The sequence below is a fragment of the Yinghuangia aomiensis genome (genome assembly GCF_039542225.1).
In the GTDB taxonomy this organism is placed as follows: domain Bacteria; phylum Actinomycetota; class Actinomycetes; order Streptomycetales; family Streptomycetaceae; genus Yinghuangia; species Yinghuangia aomiensis.
Genome location: NZ_BAABHS010000005.1, coordinates 234,451 through 253,976, shown reverse-complemented (window position 1 = coordinate 253,976; position 19,526 = coordinate 234,451). Strand labels below are relative to the sequence as shown.

The window sequence follows — 19,526 nt, the reverse complement described above, 5'->3', positions numbered from 1 at the left end:
GACGGGGCAGGACGGTCGCGCGCACCGCGCGAGCGGGTGACGACGACCGAACGCTCAGGAGGGCCGGATGACGAGTTCGACGCCGAGCAGTTCGACCCGGGCTGCGCCGTCCGCGTCGAGGAGCGCCACATCGCACCGGGCACCCGTGTCGTGCACCTTGCGTGCGCGCACCACACACCGCGCCGTGTCCCGCAGCGGACCCGGGCGGTGGACCCGGCATTCCGCGACACCCATCGGCAGCGTGGCCTTGCCCAGAGCCTCCTCGGCCCACAGCAAGGCGAGTTGCAGCGCGCCGTCGACCGCGGCGGGGTCGAGCCGCCAGGGGCCGTCCCCCCAGCCCAGGCGGGCGACACCGGCCACGGTGGCCTCGGCGCCGGTGTCGCCGAGGCCGTGGACGGCGTCGAGGGCGCGGAAGCGCGGGCCGTGGAACAGCACCCGGCCGTCGTACACGTCGTGTTCCACCGGAGCGAGGCCGCCCGGGACGTCCCACGCGGCCGGGGTCCCGGGGGCGAAGTCCACGACCGCGCCGTAGTGCGGGACGCCGTCGCCGCCGACCAGCTCGGCCTCCAGCGCGGCGGGGTCACCGGCCTCGGCGGGACGGCCGCGCACGCCGAACCGGTGGCCACTGCGGTCCAGATCGGGCAGCGTGACCTTGCCGAACACCCGCACGTCGCGGAGCGCCAGGCCGTCGGCCGCCGGCCGCCAGGCGGCCGCCGCACCGGCGAACACCTCCAGCGCCACGGCCACGGGGAGGACGGGGACGTCGGCGACGACATGGTCGGCCAGGTAGGGATGCGTGCGCGCGTGGACGCGCAACTCGCCGTCGCCCGGCTGTGAGACCGGCGCCATGGAGCCCAAGCCGGTGCCGGCGGCGAGGATCACCCGGGTGTCGGCGCCGTCCGCGTCGAGTTCCGCGGTGAACGCCGCCGCGCCCCGCGGCACGGGGATGAGCGGCACGCCGGCCTGCGCGAAGTGCTCCGCCAAGACGGGCGTCACCATGCCCCCTTGCCACGGGCCCCAGGCGATCGAGCGCACGACGCAGTCGGGCCGTGCGGCGCCTTGGGCGGACGCGAGGTGGTCGAGCACCGCGTTCGCCATCGCGTAGTCGCTCTGGCCCGGGTTGCCGAAGGCGGCAGCTACCGAGGAGAACAGCACGATCGTGTCGAGCGGATCGTTCGCGGTCGCGGCCAGCAGGCTCAGGAACCCGTCGACCTTGGTGGCGACGACGTGGTCGAACTGCGCGTCGGTCTTGTCTCCGATCAGCTTGTCGGCCAGGACACCGGCGCCGTGCACGATCCCGGTGACCGGGCCCCAGTCGCGCCGCACGTCCGCGAGCACGTCCGACACGGCGCGGCCGTCCCGCACGTCGACAGGCCGGTAGCGGGCCGGGGAGCCGGCTTCCTCCAGCGCGGCGAGGGTCGCCCGGACCTCCCGCGCGGCGAGAATGGCGCGGGCCTGCGCGGTGAGCGCGGCAGGGCCGGCGGACCGGTTCAGGTCGGCAAGCGCCCGCGTGAGCGCGGCCTCGTCCCCGGTGTGCGGCAGGTCCGCGGGCTCCTCGACGAGTTCCGTGCGGCCGAGGAGCACGATGCGGGGCCGGTGCGCCCGGGCGAGGTCCACCAGGCTTGCCGCGGTCACGCCGCGAGCGCCTCCGGTGGCCACGATCACCGAGTCCGGTCCGAGCGTCGCGCGGCGTCGGCGGCCTTCGCGGCCGGTCGACGACGGCTCCGCCGTGAGGGTGAGGCGCGTGCCGTCGGCTCGCAGCCCGACCTCAGGGGCCGGGCCTCCGTACAGCAGTTCGTGGGCGATGGCGTGTGCGACGGCGGCAGCGTCCCGTCCACCGCGCTCGCAGTCGATGGCCTTCACCCGGGCGTCCGGCCACTCCTTGGCGGCCGTCCTGGCCAGTGCGGCGATCCCGCCGAGCAACGCACGGTCGGCGGCGCGGCCGTCGAGCCCGAAGTCCCCTCCGGTGTCCTGCACCACGACGAACACGCCGCCGTCCGCGGTGAACCGCGGGGCGATCGACCGTGCCGTGCGGAACGCGTCGCGTTGGATTGCGTGCGCGCCGATGGCGGAGTCGAGGTCGGCGAGCGCCCCGAGGTGCACGACCGCCGCGGCGTGCGCGGGGACTTCGTCGACCACCGACGCCGTCAGTCCGTGGGTGCCCAGGAGGTCGGCCAGGAGCTCGGCGACGCCGTGTCCGTCGCGGGTGACCGCGATCGGCCCCGCCGCCAGGCCGGCCATGGCGAAGCCGGGCGCGGGGGTGATCCGGGTGCGGACCGCCAGCCTGGTGAGGACCACGTCGGCGGGCGGTGCGCCGCGCGTGGGCGGGATGGCGGGCACGTCGGGTGCGTGGCTTGTGCGGGTTCCGTGGTTGGGTGCCTCCGCTTCGCGGACGGGCATTTCGGGTGCGTCGGCGAGCACTTCGGGTGCCCCGGCGGATGCCTCCGGGGTGCGGGCGGGTGCCGGGCCCGGGGTGAGCGCGTCGACGATCTCGCGCAGCGTGCGAAGTTTGAGCAGGTCGGCGACATCGCCCTCGGCGAGGTGGTTCCCGGCGCGTTCGCGGACCGCGGAGAGGATCTCCACCCGCTTGATCGAGTCGACGCCCAGATCCGACTCCAACGCCATGTCGACGTTCAGCATCGCCACCGGGTAGCCGGTCCGCTCGGCGACCACGCCCAGCAGCAACTCCTCGACCTCCGCCGGCCCGGGGCCGGCGTCGGGCACCGCAACGGGCGGCGGCGGGACGACCGGGGCGGGGACCGTCGCCGGGCGGGAGGCGGGCACGGGCATCGGGGCGGGGGCCGGTGCTGCCACCGGTTGAGGCGCCGATGCCGGTACCGAAACCCGCGCGGGCATCGGCGCGGGTGCCGACACGGGCACCGGAACGTGCACCGGCACCGGCATCGGCTGCGGCACCGGTACAGATGCGACCGTCAACGGCGCCGGGATCACGGGCGCTTCCGGCAGGGACGAAGGAACGGCGCCGCTCTCCCACGGTGTTCCGAGCATCGCCGCGAACGTCGTCTCGGTCATCCGCAGGAAGGCCAGGTGGCTGTCGACGAGCATGCGGTGGCAGGCGGTGTGCGCCTCGGCCGTGGCGCGCTGGGCGCTTTCCAGCAGGGCGAGCAGGTCGCCCGCGACCGGTTGCGGGGGTGCCTGCTCCGGCGCCGCCGCCATGGGGATCCCGGGTACGGGAGTCCCCGGCACGTGAAGCTCCGGCACCGGAATCCCCGGCAGCGGAGTCCCCGGCACATGAAGCTCCGGCACCGGAATTCCCTGGACGGGAAGCGCCGGTACAGGAGTCTCCGGCTCCGGGATCCCCGGCAGGGGAGCCTCCGAGGTCACGGCCGCCGACATGGGCGCCGCCACCGCCGGACGCGGCACGTTCGGCTGCGGCAGCGCCGCCACTCCGCCCTCCGGCGGGTACGGCTTGCCGTAGTTGCCGCCGTTGATCTGCACGGTCATTCTGGGCCTCTTCTCGTTCTCCGCGACGGCGGGCTCGGGTGCTGCGTACGGCGTCCACTGCGCCTCGTGGCGGAGCCGCACTCCGCGCACGGCGAGCCGGCCGAGCGCGTCCTGGAGCGCGGTGACCCCGTCGCCGCCTTTGCGGTCGAGGCTCACCGCGAGGTGCTCGCGGTCGCCGAGGGTCTGCGCCACCAGACCGGTGAGCGTGCTGCCGGCCCCGACCTCGACGAAGGTGCGCACCCCGGCGCCGTACATCGCCTCGATCTCGTCGCCGAACAGCACGGGCGAGGCCACGTGCGCGGCGATCCGGTGCCGGATCTCGTCGGCCGCCTCCGGGTACACGGCGGCGTCGGCGTTCCCGAAGACCGCCACCTGCGGGGGGCCGACCGGGACCTCCCGGAGGAAGTCCCGGAGGGGAGCGGTCGCTGGCGCCACGATGGGGGTGTGGAAGGCGGTGGCCGCGTTCAGCCGCCGGGTCGTGACGCCGTCCGCGGCGAGCTTCCGCACGACGTCGTCCACCGCCTCGGCGGTGCCGGACAGCACCACCTGCCGCGGGGCGTTGTGGTTGGCCACCCACACGTCCGCGCCGCCGCAGGACGCGATGGCGTCCTCCGCCTGCGCCCGGCTCGTCGCCGCCGCGACCATCACGCCCGGAACCGCCGCGGCGTCGCGCATCAGCTCGCCGCGCCTGCGGGCGAGGGCCACGAGCGTGTCGGCGTCCAGCACTCCGGCGGCGTGTAGGCCCACGAGTTCCCCGAAGCTGTGCCCGGCCACGCAGTCCGGCCGGAGGCCCAGGCCGTGCAGCACGTCGAGGAGGGCAAGACTGTGCACCGCGAGTGCGGGCTGCGCCCACGCGGTGGAGGTCAGTTGCGCCTCCTGCGCGGCCCGCTCTCCGTCGTCGACGGCCGGGGGTGGAAACACGACCCGGTGCAGCGGGATGCCGTCGAAGGCCGCGGCACCCAGCCGGTCCCAGACCGCCAGCGCGGCGGGTGAGGCCATGGCGACGTCCGCGCCCATGCCCACGTACTGGGCGCCTTGGCCGGGGAACAGGAAGGCGATCCGGCCGACCGCGCACGGGCCGCAGGCGTAGTGGATCCCGTTCGGTGCGGAGAACGCCTCGTCGGGTGCGTGGGCGATCAGGTCGTGGGCCTGCCGCAGCTTGGCGATCAGGTCCGCGGTGTCGGACGCCACGACCGCGAGCCGCTTGGGTGCGCCCTCCCGGAACGCGGTCTGGCTCTCCCTCGCGAGGGACGCGAGCGGGCGGCCGGCGTCGATCGGCTGCCCGGTCAGCGCGTCGGGAGTGTTTCCGCTGAACAGCACCAGCTCGGTGGGGGCGGTGCGCATACGTGCCGTCGCAGGGACCTGGCCGTCCTGCGGCGGCACGTATTCCTCCAGCGCGACATGGAAGTTGCTGCCGCCGAAGCCGAAGCTGGACACCGAGGCCCGGCGCGGGTGATCGGCCGAACGCACCCAAGGGCGCGGGCGGGTGCTGAGGTAGAACGGGCTGTCCCCGATCCCCAGGGCCGGATTCGGGCGGTCCGCTTTGATCGTCGGGGGCAGCACCTTGTGGTGGAGGGCGAGGACGGCTTTGAGCAGCCCCGCCGCACCGGCCGCGCCCTTGGTGTGCCCGATCTGCGACTTCACCGATCCGAGCGCCGCCCACTGCCGGTCCGGGCGGCCGGACTCGTCGAACACCTCCCGCAGCGCCGCGAATTCCGCCGCGTCCCCGGCCTTGGTGCCGGTGCCGTGCGCCTCGACCAGCTCGACGGTGGCGGGGCCGTAGCCCGCCTCGTCGTACGCTCGGCGCAGGGCGCGGGACTGCCCGTCGGGCAGCGGTGCATAAATGGCCGTGTCCTTGCCGTCCGACGCGGTGCCGATCCCGCGGATGACCGCATAGACCCGGTCGCCGTCGCGTTCCGCGTCGGCCAGCCGCTTGAGGGCGTACATCACCAGGCCCTCGCCCAGCATGGTGCCGTCGGCGGCGTCCGAGAACGGGCGGCAGTCGCCGGTCGGCGACAGTGCGGGGGTCTTCGAGAAGCACATGAACGTGCCGATGTCGTTCAGCGTGTCCACGCCGCCGCTGATCATCAGGTCGCTGCGCCCCATCGCAAGCTCGGCGACCGCGTTGGTGAGCGCGGCGAGCGAGCCCGCGCAGGCGGCGTCGGTGGTGTGGTTGGTGCCGTGCAGGTCGAAGCGGTTGGCGATCCGGCCGGCCACGACGTTCGGGAGCAGGCCGGGGAACGTCGCTTCCTGCCACGGCACGTAGTGCCCGGCGATGCTGTCGCAGACGGCCTGCGCCTCGGCTTCGAGGATCCCGTTCTCGCGCAGGGCCTTGAGCCACACCGGCCGTTGCAGACGGGCGTTCATCTGGGCCAGGAGCTTGAGCGGACCCACGCCCAGGATGACGCCCGTACGCTCCCGGTCGGCCTCGCTCAGGCCGCCGACGTCCGCGACGACCTGCTCGGCCACCATGAGGGCGAGCATCTGCGCGGTGTCCGTCGCGGTCATCGTGGCGGGCGGGATGCCGAACGCCAGCGGGTCGAAGGGCACGTCGGGCAGGAAGGCGCCGCGACGGGCGTACGTCTTGTCGGGGGCCGCCGGGTCGGGATCGTAGTGGTCCTCGACGAGCCAGCGCGTCGCCGGGACGTCGGAGATCAGGTCGCGTCCCGCGACCACGGTGCGCCAGAAGTCGCCGGCGTTCCGCGAATCCGGGAGCAGCGCACCGATTCCGACCACGGCGACGGGAACCTGGGTGCGCTGTTCCTGGGGCATGCTTCCTCTTTCGTGCCGTGTGGTGTGCATGTGCGACGGTGCCAACGGTGCCGACGGCGGTGCGGGGGGTCAGGCGAGCCGGCGCGGCGTGAACGCGAACGCGGCGGCGGGCACCGCGACGCCGTACGTCCGGAGCTGGTGGGCACGGGTGTGCACGGCCGCGCCTTCGAGAAGGTTGAGGGCGATCTGCACCGCCGTGCGGTTCGCCGGGGCGGCCAGGAAGCCGCCCGCGGTCCAGCGGTTGAACGCCCCCATCGCCGGGCCGCACCAGATCTGGTAGTCGGTGCGCCGGGCGGAGTCCCCGGAGATCGCCCAGCGGCTGGAGTTCCCCAGGTACCAGCGGAAGACCAGCGCCATGCGGTGCTTGGGATCACGCTCGGCGCGGGTGATCTCCGCGGGGTCGCGGGCGGCCCAGAATCGGCGGGTCTCCGCCCAGACGTCGTCGATCGACGCGTGCAGCACGCCCTGTTCGAGCTTGGTGCGCACGGCCGGCGGGAGGGCTTCCAGCGAGGGATGGTCCCGGTAGGCGTCGTACAGCTGTCCGGCGCGGGACGCGAACATCGTTCCGCGGCGGAGCACTTGCAGGCGGACACCCATCTCGAACATGTCGGCCGCGGGCGCCATCGCGACGTCGGCGACATCGGCCTCGGACAGCATGGCTTTGGCGTCGTCGGAGATCCCCGCCTCGACGGCGACCTGGTTCACCGACCCGGTCACCACGTACTCGGCCCCCAGGGCGAACGCCGCGGCGACCGCACCCGGGGTCCCCAGTCCGCCGGCCGCCCCGACGCGGACGGGACGGGCGTACCCGAACCGCCGGACGACCTCGTCGCGCAGCATCAGCATGCGGGGGAGCAGCGCGCTCAGCGGCCGGTTGTCGGTGTGGCCGCCGCTGTCGGCTTCGACGGTGACGTCCTCGGCCACCGGAACCTCGGCGGCCAAGTCTGCTTCCCGCTGCGTCAGTTCGCCGCGATCCACGAGGGCGCGCAGCAGTTCCGCCGGGGCGGGCGACAGGAACTTCTCCGCGACCTCGGGGCGGGAGACCTTCGCGAACAGGCGGGTCGCGCGGACGATGCGCCCGTCCGCCGCCCGCGCCAGGCCGGAGGCCGAGCACAGCACCACCGCGGGCGTCAGGCCCAGGTATGCCGATGCCGAGACGCACGGCACCCGGTGGCGCGTCAGCAACGCGGCGACCCGGTACTCCAGTTCCGGCTCGTTCGGCGAATGGATGAGGTTCACACCCCAGTTCGCGACCCCGTCGAGCTGCGCCGCCAGCTCGTCGACCGCCCGCTCGACCGCGTCGAACGCAAGGCCACCCGCCCCGAAGAACCCCAGCATCTCCGCCCGGGCCATTGCGACGACCATGCGCGTCGTCGCAATGCCGTTGGCCATCTCGCCCGCGACGTACGGGAAACGCACCCCGTGGGCCTCGCAGAAGGTGCGCCCGCCGAGCCATTCCGGGTAGAGCGGCGGCAGCGTGCCGACGGAATGCTCGGCCGGCCGGGTCCCCATCACCAGGCCGAGCCTCCGGCCGGTGGGATCGGACACCACCTGCGCGTGCTCGCGGACCCGCGCCGCGCAGGCGGCGATCCCCTCGGGGGAGAACACCGGCTCCGCGGCGGCAACCGGGCCGGGGACGGCCAACAGGGACATCAACGTCTCCATCCGGCAGAGTCACGGTAACGACGCGCTACCGCCGGACAGCAGCGACGCCGGCTCCGGTTGTGGCGGCAGCACGCCGGAGAGCAGGTAAGGGAGATCGACGCGGTGCCGCGACGGCGACGCGCCCAGGGCGCAGCGCACGCGGGTGTCGTCGTAGCGCCGCCGGTGGTGCAAGTACGGCGTGAACCCCGGATACAGGTCGGTGGCCGCCTCCAGCGGAGACGCGTCGACGGGACGCTGCGCCACCACTTCGACGCGCACGGGCGCCAGACGTTCCATGACGGCGGTCAAGGTGCCGATCGGGACGTCGTGGCCGTGCACGACGTGGTAGGTCTCGACGCCGCCCGAGCGTTCCCGCGCACCCAACGCGACCATGACCCGCGCGGTGTCCTCGACCGGCATCAGGTTGAGGTGCGCGCGCGGATGCCCGGCGAGCCGCACCAGCAGCGGTGCGCCGTCCGCCTGGGGACGGCCGACGCCACGCAGCACCGTCTGCAGCATGTCGTCGATGAACTGGAGCGGATGCTCCGGGAGTTCCGGATGCGGCGGTACGTCCGAGACCAGGATGCTCGGCCGCAGGACCAGCGCGGGGCGCCGGTGTTCGCGGGCCCACGCGCGGACCAGCAGCTCGGCCTCGTACTTGGACCGCTCGTAGGTGTTCTCGAATCCGTGGCCGTCGTCCAACTCGTCTTCGTAGACGACGCCTTCGTGCCTCGCCCCGGCGACGAAGGCCGTGCTGACGTGGTGGACGACAGGCTCGCGGCACCCGGCCGCGGCCAGCGCCAAAACGTTTCGGGTGCCTTCGACGTTCACCCGTCGCAGCCGCGCGGGATCGTCGTCCAAGCGGATGTTGCCCGCGCTGTGCCAGACGACATCGACGCCGTCCGCCAGCTCCCGGTAGGCGGCCGCGGACAACCCGAGCTGCGGCTGCGTCAGATCGGTGTCCACGATCCGCAGGCGGTCGGCCAGCTCGGCAGTCAACTCCTGTGGTGCATCGGTAAGCTCGTAGAAGCGCATGATCCGGTGCAATGCCCCGCCCGACTCGGCGTGCGCGAGAACCGTCACCTTCCGATGCCGCGCCAGCAACTCCCGCACCAGCCTCAGCCCCAGGAACCCGGTGGCGCCGGTGAGAGCAACATGCACGAGCTGACGGCCCCAGACAGTCTGCGGAAGATGACGACGGGCGCCCGGCCGCGACCGACCGGGGCACGGCGAGCTTAGGCAGTCCGGGCGATCCGCCCGCGGCCGGATTCCCTCGAAAGGGTTGGGTGGGGCGGGGGTTTCACTCGTAGGGGGGAGGGCTGTAGTGGACTCGTAGCGAACGCGGCTGGGACTGCGGACGGGAGTCTGGGCTGGGGCACCCGGGTGAGCGGTCCGTGACTCGCGGCTCGCATGGCTGGCGCGTCGTGGTGCCCGTCGGGATACGGGAAGCGGAACTGTCGGAAGACACCGGCGCGTTCGGCGCTCCGGAACGGTATCCGGGGCAGACCAGGTCCGGGCGGCACCTCTCCTGACCTCTCCTGTCACACACCGATGCCAAGGGGTCACCGGTACAAGCCCGTTCCACTTGTGAATCTTGTGATCCGGCACGTGTCGGCAGTGGCCGACCGGTTGGAAACCCGTGGGCGGCGTGCCAAGCTCCCCGGCGGTACACGATCGGCACGCCACCGCTTCGCAACCGGAGGGATCAGCGATCATGGGCAAGCGCGTCATGACCAAGGCCTTGGCCGCGGCGGGAATCGCCGTCGGACTTGTGGCCGTCGGCCAGAACCCGGCAGGTGCGTCCCCGCAGACATGGAGCAGCACCGCGGCCAACCTGGGATCCGCCGTGTGCTCGGGTTCGTTCAATCCGACGCCGGACAGCGCGATCCTGGCTTGCCTGACCTACTCGGGCTCCTACGTCGTGCCGTACACCATCTTCGTCAACGCGTCGAACGAACTGCGCTTGAATCCGGAGACCTTGACGGCGATCCCCTTCGGCTCGGACAACAGCACGTGCCCGGCCGAAGCGCCGGGCACGGGGTGGCGCTACTGCAACGGGCCGGTCCAGAAGATCGGCGGAGGCTGCTACGACATCGTCGGCGTCGCCCAGTTCACGTGGTACACGGACCGGCAACTGGTGACGCCGCCGGTGCGCATCTGCGGCTGACGGCGACGTTCGCCCGGCGTTCGGACGACGACGGCGACGACGAAGCGGCGACGCCGAGTTCGGCCGCTCGTGATCCGTGCGGGAGAGCCCCGTCGATGCCCGGTGAAGCTCGCCACGGCACACGCCCGTCCGACCGGGCCTGTGCCGTGGTGCGTCGGCGCGGCAGCCCTGGGCGGTTCGCGTCGCCGACGACGCAGTCAGATGCCCGCACTCAGGCCTTGCGCGCCGACTCCCACGGCCACCCGGCGTCGCGCCCGCGCCCGAGCAGGTCCATCATCGTGAACAGCTTGTCGCTGAAGCCGCCGATCTCGTACCGGTTCGGCCGGCTGCTGTCGATACCGGTGGCCGCGTAGCCGCTCGTATTGATCCCGAACATCGGCACGCCCGCCGGGATCGCCTCGGAGACGCTCACGCCGCGCCCGCCATCCCCGCTGCCGGCCGCGCCGGGGTAGTGGAACGCCTGCATGTCGCTGATGAGCACGACGCGGTCGTGGCCCTCGTACGTGGCCTTGAGTGCGGCGACGGTTTCCGTGCCGTGCCCCACCTCGCCGATGCGCCGGTCGAACGCGTCGATGGCGCGGAGCACCGATCCGCCCGGGGTGAGCGGGTGGTGGAAGTACCCGTTGGCGTAGCCGACGAGGTCGACGGCGGCGCCGCGGTGCGCGAGGACGATGGCGAAGAGCGCGGCTATGTCGACGTGCCGGACCACCGACTTGGCGGAGATGCACGACTGCATGCTGCCCGACGTGTCGACGAGGACGAGCGTGCGCCCGGGCAGTGCCGGCACATTGGCGCACGACGCCGCGAGGGCCTTGTCGAGCGCGTGGCCCCAGCGCAGGCTGGGCGCGGCTCGGTACGCGGACAGGAACCGGTAGGGAAACAGCCGGGACTCGGCAATCGTCGCCGGTTCGCCGATGCGCCGCGCGATGGCCTCGGCCGCTTCGTCGGACACGCCGGCCTCGTCGAAGTTCCGCAGGTTGCGGATGAGCGCCATAACACCCATGGACGGTGCGACGGACTCCCACAGCCGGGCCTTGGGCAGCGCCGATCCGGCGAGGGACAGCACGTCCTCCCACGTCATGCCCGCCGCGCGGAGCCGGTCCGCGTCGAGGAGCACGCTGGGGTCCGCCGCCGCGTCGGCGCGCAGGGCGGTGTTCGCGGCGATGGTGCGCAGGCCGGCGGGGAGTTCGGTGTCGCGGTTGTGGCGCCGGTCGAGCGCGTGCCGGAACAGGTCGCCCTGCCACGGCTTGCCGTCCGCGGGGGAGGGGTGCACGAGGTCGATGACGTCGGCGAACCGGTACCCCTTGCTGCCGGTGTCGTACTTGAGCAGAGCGCGCTCGCTGTAGAGCCGCTGCACGGCGTCGGCGAGGCCGCGCTTGACCGGCTTGGGAATGCGGCGGCCGTGGCGCGCCGTCCAGTAGGCGAGGAACTCGCCCGGCTCGTCCGGGCGGTGGAGTGCGGCGTCGACGATCTGCCGGTTGTCGCCGTGGAGTCCGGCGGTCAACCGGGCGTCGACGGCCTCGGCGGCGGCCACGAGCGACGCGGAGCGCATGCCGGCGCCGGTACGGAGCCAGGCGACGAACCCGGCCGTCCAGGCGGGGTCGTCGACGGCAACGGCGCGCACCAACGTGGCGAAGCGGTCGTCGCGGTCCCCCGCGGACTCGTAGAAGGTGTCCTCGCCGACCATGTTGGTGACGGCGAGCAGCACCAGGTCGCTCTTGGTCTCGCGGGCGTATGCGGCGCCGCCCTCGTACGTCGTGGTGGTGCCGGTCGTGGTCACCGGCCCGCGGGCCGTCGGCCGGGCGGCACGGGTGTTGAACTTGGCCATGAAAAAGCCCCCGAGGGTTCCGGGGGAAGATCAGCGAAGGGGCGCCCGAGGTCAAGACGGCTGGGCGATCAGTGGTGCTCTGCCGATTGAGCTACCGGATCCCTGGGACCCGGACGGGACTCGAACCCGCAACCTCCCCATTAACAGTGGAAGAACTCCCGGCCTGCGCACCGGGCGCCCCCGACGCTGTTCCTCCCGAGATCAAGGTCGGCTGCGGTGTTCGTGACCAATGCTCTACCGATTGAGCTACAGCCCCAGCGTCGCTGGTGCCGAAGGGACTCGAACCCTCAACCCTTGGTTCCGTAGGAAGGAACCGCGGCCTTCGCACCGGGAGGTGCGTATCCAGTTGTGAGGTCCGCAGCCGACTGCGGCCGTTGGACCGGGCTCGACTGTAACCCGCGAAGCATTCGGGATCACAACGAATTTGCGTGCGTGCTGTGGGTGGGGGGAACCGATGACGCCGCAGCCCGGCGGGTCCCGAAGGACCGTCGCCGGGCTGCGGATGCCCAGGGTTGCGGGGTGACCGGGGTCAGACCCCCGCGGGTTCGCGGTAGCGGTCGTCGTCGCCGGACGGCGGGTTCGGTGCCGCGGCGGCGTTGCGGGCGTCGATGTGCTTGCGCAGGCTGTCGCCCTCGACGTCGACGTTCGGCAGGATGCGGTCCAGCCACTTGGGCAGCCACCACGCGGACTTGCCCAGGAGTGCGAGCACGGCCGGGACGAGTGCCATGCGGACGACGAACGCGTCGAGGAAGACCGCTGCGGCGAGGCCGAATCCGATCATCTTGATCATCGAATCGGTCGCCCCGATGAAGCCGGAGAAGACCGCGATCATGATGATCGCCGCGGCGGTGACGACGCGGGCGCCGTGCCGGAAGCCGTCGACCACGGCCTCGCGCGGTTTCGCCCCGTGGACGAACGCCTCGCGCATGCCGGTGACCAGGAACACCTCGTAGTCCATCGCCAGGCCGAACACCACGCCGACCAGGAAGATCGGCATCATGCTCATGATCGGGCCGGTCTGTTCGACGCCGAAGAGTCCGTTCAGCCAGCCCCACTGGAAGACCATGACCACCGCGCCGAGTGCCGCGGTGACCGACAGCAGGAAGCCGAGGGCCGCCTTGAGCGGTACCAGGATCGACCGGAACACCGCGATCAGCAGCAGGAACGCGAGCCCGACCACCAAGGCCAGGTAGGGCAGCAGCGCGTCGTTGAGTTTCTGCGAGAAGTCGATGTTCAGCGCAGGGGTGCCGCCGACGAGAGTGCGTGCACCGGTGTCCGAATCGGCCCGCTCGACCACGCTGCGGATGTCGTGGACCAGCGTCTCGGTCTTGGTGTCGCTCGGTCCGGTGGAGGGGGTCACCTGGAAGGTGGCGAGGTGGCCCGCACGGTTCTGCGCGGCCTCGCCGACGGACGCGACGCCGCGGCCCTTCAGGGTCTCGACCTCGTGGCGGACCGCCTGCACCGCGGCGTCCGGGTCACTGCTCTTGGCGGTGTCGACGACCAGCAGCAGCGGCCCGTTGAAGCCGGGGCCGAAGTTCTCCGCGAGGATGTCGTACGCCTGCCGCTGCGTCGTACTCGCCGGCTTCGCGCCGTCGTCCGGCAGGCCCAGGTTCATGCTCGCCGCGGGCACCGCGATCGCGCCGAGGCCGACGACGGTCGTCAGGAGCACCGCCACCGGGTGGCGGAGCACGAAGCGCGCCCAGCGCGAGCCCATGTTCGGCTTGTCGGCGGCCGGCCGCGTTCCGGCCTCGGCGTGCCGGGCGGCACGCTTGCGGTCCTTGCGTCCGAAGATCCGCTTGCCCGCGAAGCCGAGCAGCGCCGGGACGAACGTCAGCGCGACCAGGACCGCGATCACGACGGTCGACGCGGCGGCCAGGCCCATCTCGGTGAGCATGGGGATGTTCACGACGGCCAGGCCGGACAGCGCGATGACCACCGTCAGCCCGGCGAAGACCACCGCGGACCCGGCGGTGCCGACCGCCCGCCCGGCGGCTTCCTCCGGTTCCCGGCCCAGCCGCAGCTCGCTGCGGTACCGGGAGACGATGAACAGCGCGTAGTCGATGCCGACCGCGAGGCCGATCATCATCGCCAGCGTCGAGGTGCTCTCCGACAGGTCGAACACGCCGGCCAGCGCCGTGATCCCCGCGATGCCGACGCCGACGCCGAGGATGGCGGTCAGCAGCGGGAGGCCCGCGGCGATCATCGCGCCGAACGTGATCGCGAGGACGACGGCGGCAATCGCCACACCGATGATCTCGCCGTTGCCGACGCTCGACTCGGCGTGCAGCGCGTCTCCGCCGACCTCGACGGTCAGACCGGCGGCCTTGCCCTGCTGCACGGCGCCTTCGAGCACGTCGCGCGTCGAGTCCTTGAGCAGGTCCGAGCCGACCGTGTAGTCCACGGTGGCGTAGGCGGTGGAGCCGTTCTGGCTCACCGTCGCCGCGGAGAACGGGTCGGACATCCCGGCGACCTCAGGGGTGCCGCGCAGGGCGCCCATCGTCTTGTCCACACCGGCCCGGTTCTGCGGCGCGTCGATGCGCTGCCCGTCGGGGGCGCGGAACACGATCCGGGCGGTGGCACCGCCGCCGGCCGCGTCGGGGCTGCGCTCGTCCAGCAGGTCGATCGCCTTCTGCGCTTCGATCCCGGGTATCGAGAACGGTTTCGCGGCGGGCTTGGACGCGGACGCGGCACCTACGCCGACGGCGACCAGCACGGCCACCCAGAGCAGGAGGACCAGCCGCCTTCGGCGGAACGCCGCGCGTCCGATGCGGTACAGGAAAGTGGCCATGGAACGTGTCTCCGGGTGGTCGAAGGCGAAAGCCCTGGGCGAAGGCAGGCAAGGGGGAGCGCTCCGTGGCACGGCAGTGCCGCGCACCGGACGGACCGCGGGAATGCCGACGGGTACCGCGGCGGAGGCACGCGGTACGTCGGTGTCGACGGAGCGGAAGTGAAGGAAGGAAAGAGAAGAAGGAAGGGAGTCGAGGGGCGCGGGAACGGCAGCGCGTTCGGCGGACGCGGCCTACGGCCCGGGTCGGGCCGTCATCGACGGGTCAGGCGTTGCCGCGTCTGCCGCGGGTCCGGACGCGCGCGGTGGCCCGGCGGAAGGGCTGCGCGGTGTCGTCGTCGGACCGGCGGTGCGGGTCGTGCATGCGGGAAATCTCCAGGGTGGGCGAATCCGCGGTCGGCCGAGCGGCGACCCGCGGGATTCGTCGGGTGTCGAACTCTGACAAGTATTCCGGCGGATTCCCGCCCGCGGCTCGTCCCGAGGTTCCGAAAGGCACTACTCCCACGGGCGTAGGCCCTTCGGGCCGTACCCTGCCCGCGGTGCCGGGCGTGTACGCCGCGAGCCGACCGGGCAGTCGCGACTTCCACGCCACGGGCATCCGGGCCCGCGAACTGCTCATCACCGGCACGTTTCGTCGCGGAAGGGCGCCCGCGTCAGGGCGCCTGATCGGCGAGCGGTGTGTGCTCCCCGGAAGGCGCGCCATCGGGACGGGGTTCGGCCTTGGCCGGGGTGCGGTGGCGGTCGTTCCGCGGGATCACCAGGGCCAGGACCAGGCCCGCGACGCAGCCCGCCAGGCCGATGGACAGCACGGTGACGAACGCGGATTGCGTCGGCGCGCTGGGACCGCCCGGGAAGTCGCGGGTGCCGTTCGCCAGGACCGCGCCGGTGATGGCGGCGCCGATGGCGGTGCCGGTGGAGCGCATGAGGCTGTTGAGGCCGGTCGCGGCGGCGGTGTCCTCGGCCGGTACCGCGCCGATGACGAGCGCGGGCATGGCGGCGACGGCCAGGCCGATGGCGAAGGAGATCACGCAGGTGGCCGTCAGGACGTGCCACGGTCGGCCGAGCAGCCAGGGGGCGGCGGCGTAGGCGACGCAGAGCAGGCCCGCGCCCGCGACGAGCGAAGTCCGGGGGCCGTGCGCGCGGGACAGGCTGCTCGACAAGGACGCGGCGGTCATCGTGGCCACTCCGGCCGGCATGAGGACGAGGCCGGAGACGGCCAGGGAAAGGCCCATCCCGTAGCCGGTGGCCTCCGGCATCTGCAGGATCTGCGGCCACACCAGGCTCTGGACGTACATGCCGAAGCCGACCACCAGCGTGGCCGCGTTGATCGTCAGGAGGCGCCGTCCGGACGCCCGCCGCAGGTCCACCAAGGGTTCGTGGGTCCGCAGCTCCCAGGCCGCCCACAGCCCCAGCACCAGCACGCCCCCGGTGCCCAGGCCCGCCACCGTGGGGCTGGTCCATCCCCAGTCGCGGCCTTTGCTCACCACCAGCAGGAGCGACCCGAGTCCCGCGCACAGTCCCGCCGCGCCCAGTCCGTCGAAGCTGCCGTTGCGGCGGCCCGGCCGGGCCGGGACGACGCGGGTGACGGCCGCGGCGCACAGGAGCCCGAGTCCGGCGGTGACCCAGAACATCACGTGGTGGTTCGCGGTCTGGACGACGAATGCCGCGACCGGAAGCCCGAAGGCATAGCCCGCGCCGCTGGCCGCGCTGATCATGCCGACCGCGGAACCGAGCGCCGCGGCGGGAAGCTCCTCACGGGCGATGCCGATGGACAGCGACACCACGCCGAAGGCCGCGCCTTGCAGGGCGCGTCCGGCGATCATCGGCGCGAGCGAGTCGGCGAGGGCGCAGACGACCGATCCGCAGGAGAGCAGGAGGAGGGACGCCAGCAGGAGTCGGCGGTGGCCGTACATGTCGCCCAGACGTCCGGCGATGGGATTGGCCAGTGCGCCCGTCAGGAGGGTGACCGTGATCACCCAGGACGTGTCCGCGGGGGCTGCGTGGAGCAAGTGGGGGAGGTCGTGGAGCAACGGGACGACGAGGGTCTGCATGACCGAGACGACGACGGCGCACGCCACCAGAACGGGGACGAGGGCCCGGGGCCGGCCGACGGGTTCGTGCATCAGTCGCCTCCGGGCGCCGCCTGACGGTGCGTCAGGATTCGGTGGTGTCCCGGCAGTCCTACCGGCCCAGGGGCGCCGCATCAACCGCGCCATGTCCTGTCGCGCGGGCTCTGACCTGCGCATATATCGGCCGCGCCGATGAGTCGGGCTGTCTTGCCGCGGCTTCCGGCACGACCGGTCGGTGTGATCGATCGGCGTGATCGATCGGTGGGGACGATCAATCGGGGGGCGGGCGTGGTGAAGGTCACGCACCAACGGGCCGGAGGCCGTCCGTCTCCGCGAACAGCGCGGTGACCACGCGGACGAAGCCCGGCAGCGCCGGATGGCGTTCGTCCACGCGCCACACCAGGTGCCGGTCCAGGCCCGGTACGGCCTCGGCGATCGGCACGTACCGGACGCCGGGAACCGGCTCCCGGCGCGCCTGGTGCTCGAACACGATGCCGACGCCGAAGCCGGCCAGGACCCGCGCGGCGACGTTGTCCCCGCCGACCACGGTGCCGGCCGGGGCCAAGGGCCTGCCGGTCCGGCGCAGCGCCTCGGCGAAGCGGTCGTACAGCTTGGGGTTGATCTCCCGAGGCCAGCCGATCAGGGGTTCGTCGGCGATCGCGCCGAGCGGGACCTCGGCTTCCCGGCCGAGCGGGTGCCGGTCCGGCAGGACCGCCACCAGCCGTCCGTGCTGGACGACGGTGGACGCGAACGTGTCGTCGAGTTCCGGGGTCCAGCACAGCGCCGCGTGCAGGCGGCGGTCCCGCAGAAGCTCCATCTGGCGCAGTGTGGGCAGTTGTCGGAACGTCGGAACCGCGGTCGGCGAAAGCCGGCGCAGCGCGGGGACGGCGCGGGAGACCAGCATCTGCCCGAGCTCGGGGGGACAGCCGACGACGAGTTCCTCGGTCTGTTCGCGCGCGAGGGCCTGGGCCCGCTCGTAGGCCGCGGCCAGGGCGTCGTACGCCGCACGGGCCTCGGGCAGGAACGCCTGCCCGACCACGGTGAGCCGGACGCGCCGGGTGTGGCGCTCGAACAACGGCGCCCCCAGGTCGCGCTCCAGCCCGCGCACGGCCTGGCTGACCGTGGACTGGGCGAGCGACAGCGCGTCCGCCGCCCGGCCGAAGTGCAGGTGGTCGGCGACGGCGAGGAAACACTCCAGCCTGCGGATGTCCATGGGGTCCTCTCCGCTCTGTCCGGCGCAATCTACCCGGGGCGGAAAGGAAGGCCGCTGCGCCGGTGCCGGGTCACCGTGGCGACGCATCGAGACCGGCAGGCGGCGCGGATCGTCGGCGGGTGCCCGGTGAAGCGGTAGCAGGTGCGCCAGGGTGGGAAGTCTTGGGGGCAGGGCCCTCCATTTGCATCCCGTGTCGATGACGAACCGAATCGCGTTCACGATCTCGCGCCGCGGGTGCTTCTCCGGGCAAATCCAACCTCTTTTCGTGTCGCTACGGCTCAGGTGCGTTCGGGGACTATCCGAACTTGTCTCGCGGTCTTGCTTCGTCGTGCCAAGTGCGAGTGGATGAGATCCTCACGTGTTGCTGTGAACTCCCAGATCGCGAAGTGTCGGCCCCGTGTGTGCGGGGATTGCTCGCACAATCGCGAGCTGGTCGGCTGCTTGGGTGCGTCGGCCCCGCACGGGGATTGCTCGACTTTCGGGCGTGCCGTAACCATCAGCCCTGGGAATGCGGGAATGGCCGGAACCACGATTGGCCCAAACTCCTTGAAGAGGCTCGATGAACGATCGCAACCCCCGGGTCACCGCCGCCAGGGTGGTCGTGCAGGAGAAGGCCCTGCGTGAAGGTTTCCGATCGATCCTGGGACGCGAGGTCGCCGTGGACTTCGCGGGTGAGCGTCTGGGCGCAGAGTCCGCGCAAGACATCACCTCGGGCATGCTCCGCGTCGCGCAGTACTTTCGGCGCTCCAACATCCAGTCCGTGACCGCATGCGACTTCAGCGAGCACCCCCGGTTGTCGCGCAATCCGAACCGGACCGCCACCACCACACCTGACGGACACGTCTTCTTCAACCTGAGCCGGATGGGGGCACAGGTCCGCGAACAGCAGTTGGGAGCGCGGCACCGCATGGTGAGTGAGGGAACCGCACCCTTCCGGCTCCCCCATCTGGTGGGGTTCGACGTGGCGGCCGGCCACGAGTACGTGCACACCGCCCAACGGGCGTCGGTCTTCGCCGACGACCCGCTGATCTACAACGACATCCTCATCGGAGTCATTCGCGCACGGGCCGGACACTCCTCCGACGAACATGTCCGGCAGGAGATCTCCGACCACTACGGCAGCTATCCGCTGAGCGGAAAGCGGGAGCTGGGAGCAGTGCTCGTCACCGACACGATCTGGAACCCCGCCGAACCGCACCGGTTCAGCGGCATCGTCACCGGCGAACAGCTCTTCGCCAACGGATCACAACTCACTCCCGACGCGCTACGGCCCACCCCCCTGGCAGCACCCCGACCGACCCTCGCCGTCCGGACACTCCGACACGAGCCCGCCATGCCGTCCGCGTTCGCCCCGCCCCAAGGCCTGGCGCCCGTCCGGAAGCTGGAGATCAAAGCGGCCCTTCCCCGTGCCGCGGCCGACACCAATCACCGCCCGCTCGGTCCCTCTGCCGGCCCATCTATCCGGCAGGTCAAGGGGATTGCGCGCAAAATGTCCCATGGCCTCGGCGAACGCTGAAGGTACGGCAGCTCCCCATAAACGCACGACCGACGTTCGGGGGAACATCACCAGCCGCCGGGCCCGG

Annotated in this window: 9 protein-coding genes and 1 pseudogene; 2 read left to right on the top strand and 8 right to left on the bottom strand. The window is 72.3% G+C overall.

Annotated features, from left to right (window positions below; genetic code table 11):
• Window positions 1–54 precede the first annotated feature (54 nt).
• From ABEA93_RS09055 to ABEA93_RS09045, 3 genes are all read right to left on the bottom strand, one after another.
• Window positions 55–6,237 carry an SDR family NAD(P)-dependent oxidoreductase gene (locus ABEA93_RS09055; RefSeq protein ID WP_345674838.1) on the bottom strand — a complete coding sequence of 2,061 codons (6,183 nt, stop codon included), beginning with the start codon at window positions 6,235–6,237 and terminating at the stop codon, window positions 55–57.
• Between the two features lie 69 nt (window positions 6,238–6,306).
• Window positions 6,307–7,890: a PfaD family polyunsaturated fatty acid/polyketide biosynthesis protein gene (locus tag ABEA93_RS09050; RefSeq protein ID WP_345674837.1), complete on the bottom strand. Its 1,584-nt coding sequence runs from the start codon at window positions 7,888–7,890 to the stop codon at window positions 6,307–6,309.
• A 21-nt stretch (window positions 7,891–7,911) separates the two neighbouring features.
• Window positions 7,912–9,042, bottom strand: coding sequence for an SDR family oxidoreductase (locus tag ABEA93_RS09045; RefSeq protein WP_345674836.1), 1,131 nt, complete (start codon window positions 9,040–9,042; stop codon window positions 7,912–7,914).
• A 553-nt stretch (window positions 9,043–9,595) separates the two neighbouring features.
• On the opposite strand from ABEA93_RS09045, the gene ABEA93_RS09040 reads away from it, so the two are divergent.
• A complete protein-coding gene (locus tag ABEA93_RS09040) occupies window positions 9,596–10,048 on the top strand; it encodes a hypothetical protein (RefSeq protein ID WP_345674835.1) in 453 nt (150 codons plus the stop codon).
• Window positions 10,049–10,259: 211 nt separating this feature from the next.
• Here the strand turns inward: ABEA93_RS09040 and ABEA93_RS09035 are convergent, their stop codons facing one another.
• The 5 genes and pseudogenes from ABEA93_RS09035 to ABEA93_RS09015 form a co-directional block, all read right to left on the bottom strand.
• Window positions 10,260–11,876 (bottom strand): TROVE domain-containing protein, encoded by a 1,617-nt coding sequence (locus ABEA93_RS09035; RefSeq protein WP_345674834.1) that lies wholly within the window; start codon window positions 11,874–11,876, stop codon window positions 10,260–10,262.
• A gap of 529 nt (window positions 11,877–12,405) precedes the next feature.
• Window positions 12,406–14,664, bottom strand: a complete 2,259-nt coding sequence (locus ABEA93_RS09030) for an MMPL family transporter (protein ID WP_345674833.1) — start codon at window positions 14,662–14,664, stop codon at window positions 12,406–12,408.
• Window positions 14,665–15,314: 650 nt separating this feature from the next.
• On the bottom strand, window positions 15,315–16,784 hold the full coding sequence (locus ABEA93_RS09025) for an MFS transporter (protein ID WP_345674832.1): 1,470 nt from the start codon (window positions 16,782–16,784) through the stop codon (window positions 15,315–15,317).
• Window positions 16,785–17,028: 244 nt separating this feature from the next.
• Window positions 17,029–17,943, bottom strand: a complete 915-nt coding sequence (locus tag ABEA93_RS09020) for a LysR family transcriptional regulator (protein ID WP_345674831.1) — start codon at window positions 17,941–17,943, stop codon at window positions 17,029–17,031.
• A 128-nt stretch (window positions 17,944–18,071) separates the two neighbouring features.
• Window positions 18,072–18,186: pseudogene (locus tag ABEA93_RS09015) on the bottom strand (transposase); the annotation flags it as partial.
• A 316-nt stretch (window positions 18,187–18,502) separates the two neighbouring features.
• On the opposite strand from ABEA93_RS09015, the gene ABEA93_RS09010 reads away from it, so the two are divergent.
• The gene (locus ABEA93_RS09010) at window positions 18,503–19,459 is read left to right on the top strand and encodes a hypothetical protein (RefSeq protein ID WP_345674830.1); all 957 of its coding nucleotides are present in this window, start codon (window positions 18,503–18,505) and stop codon (window positions 19,457–19,459) included.
• Window positions 19,460–19,526 lie beyond the last annotated feature (67 nt).